The sequence below is a fragment of the Parasphingorhabdus sp. genome, from assembly GCF_049667325.1.
In the GTDB taxonomy this organism is placed as follows: domain Bacteria; phylum Pseudomonadota; class Alphaproteobacteria; order Sphingomonadales; family Sphingomonadaceae; genus Parasphingorhabdus.
Genome location: NZ_JBATHY010000169.1, coordinates 1 through 1,844, shown reverse-complemented (window position 1 = coordinate 1,844; position 1,844 = coordinate 1). Strand labels below are relative to the sequence as shown.

The window sequence follows — 1,844 nt, the reverse complement described above, 5'->3', positions numbered from 1 at the left end:
CTGTCGGGCGGTCAGCAGCAACGCGTTGCCATCGCGCGGGCGCTGGTTACCAATCCCCTGATCCTGCTCGCGGATGAACCGACCGGTGCGCTGGATACCAAGACTTCCGCGGACATCATGGAGATTTTTCAACAACTGAATGATAGCGGGATCACCATCATCGTCGTCACCCACGAAGCGGACATTGCCGACCATGCCAAGCGCCGGATCCAGTTTCGCGATGGCAAGATACTCGATGACCAGGCGACAATGAACCGACGGATTCCAGTGTCCTGATGGCAGGCCTCGCCCAGCAAGCCTCGGCATGGCTAGTCAATGTCGCCATCGCGATGACCGCGCTGCGCACCAATCTGATGCGCTCGATCCTGACCGCGCTCGGCGTGATGATCGGGGTGTTTGCGGTCACTCTTGCTGTGGCCGTGGGATCGGGCGCGCAGGTTTCGGTGATGCAGTCTATCAATGCGCTGGGCTCCAACATGGCGATTATTTTCGCCCAGCCCGATAGCGAAGGCAGCCGCAGTACATTTGACCGCGGACGGTTGACGATGCGCGACGCAAAGGCGATCGAAAAACAGATAAGCGGGGTAGCCAATATTGCGCCGCAGCTCCGCACCAATATCCAATTGGTTGTCGCGGGCCGGAACGCGACTACCAGTGCTGTCGGAGCAACTGCTGACTATGCTCTTGTCGCCAATATCAACACCGAAAATGGCCGCTTTATCAGCGACGCCGATGTCCGCTCCGCAGCCCGGGTGGTTGTTCTGGGTCCGACCGTCGCGCGGAAATTATTCGGTGGTTATGATCCGATTGGCGAGTCGGTGCGGATCAACCGGGCGCCCTTTACCGTCATCGGGATCCTGGAATCGAAAGGCTCCAGCTTTGGCAATGACAATGACGATATCGCGATCATGCCGCTTTCGACCGTCCGGCAGCGGTTCTCCGGAGATACTCTGGCCGGGCCCGATGACCTGCAGGTGCTGTTCGTCGGATTCGAGGACGGCGTTTCGTTGCCGCAGGCCAAGCGCGACATGAGGCGGCTGTTGCGGGACCGATACAAGGTGCGGGGCAAGGATGTCGAACCCTTCACGATCCGTACAACAGAGGAATTCATGAAACAGTCAGCACAGGTGACCGGCATATTCCAGATCGTGCTGGTCGCGATTGCCTCTATCTCGTTGCTGGTCGGCGGGATCGGAATCATGAACATCATGCTGGTCAGTGTAACCGAACGCACTCGCGAGATCGGCCTGCGCATGGCGCTCGGCGCGCGCCGGAGCGATATCCGCAACCAGTTTCTGGTAGAAGCGGCCGTGCTTTGCGTGATCGGCGGCGTGATGGGACTGTTTCTGGCCATCGCAGGCGGCACAGCGCTCACCGTCTATGCCGATTTTCCGGTTCCGATCGGCGTTGATGTTGCGATTGGTGCGATCATATTTTCGGCTGTGGTTGGCCTCGTATTTGGCGGTTATCCCGCCATCCGGGCCTCGCGCTTGTCCCCTATCGAGGCGCTGCGCAGCGAATAGGCGGCTTTCGGACGGCCATTCCAGAATGCCAAGACCTAAAGAGTCCCGCAGCGCTCAATCGTTCAGCATATTGATCGCTGTATGCACCCGGTTGCGGATATCATCGCGGTCGAGACCCGGTTCGATCTCGGGTTGCACTTCATAGGTGATCACGCCGCTTTTCTGGACGAATGTATCTCGGGGAGAGACGATGCCGCTGTTCAGAGCGACCGGGACCAAAGGGATGCCCATCAGCTTGTAGATGCCGGCAAATCCGGTCTGCAGTTCGGGGCGTTCGCCGTGGCGGGCGCGGCTGCCTTCGGCGAAGATGACGATCGGGCG

General features: G+C 59.5%; 3 protein-coding genes. 2 read left to right on the top strand and 1 reads right to left on the bottom strand.

The features are described from left to right. Nucleotides 1-276, top strand: a 276-nt coding sequence (locus WBM93_RS07690) for an ATP-binding cassette domain-containing protein (protein WP_424430411.1), incomplete at its 5' end; no start/stop codon positions are given. Further along, nucleotides 276-1,523: an ABC transporter permease gene (locus tag WBM93_RS07685; protein ID WP_424430409.1), complete on the top strand. Its 1,248-nt coding sequence runs from the start codon at nt 276-278 to the stop codon at nt 1,521-1,523. The genes WBM93_RS07690 and WBM93_RS07685, both read left to right, overlap by 1 nt. 54 nt (nt 1,524-1,577) lie before the next feature. Here WBM93_RS07685 and WBM93_RS07680 read toward each other — a convergent pair. After that, a partial coding sequence (locus WBM93_RS07680) for a lysophospholipid acyltransferase family protein (RefSeq protein ID WP_424430406.1) occupies nt 1,578-1,844 on the bottom strand: 267 nt, incomplete at its 5' end.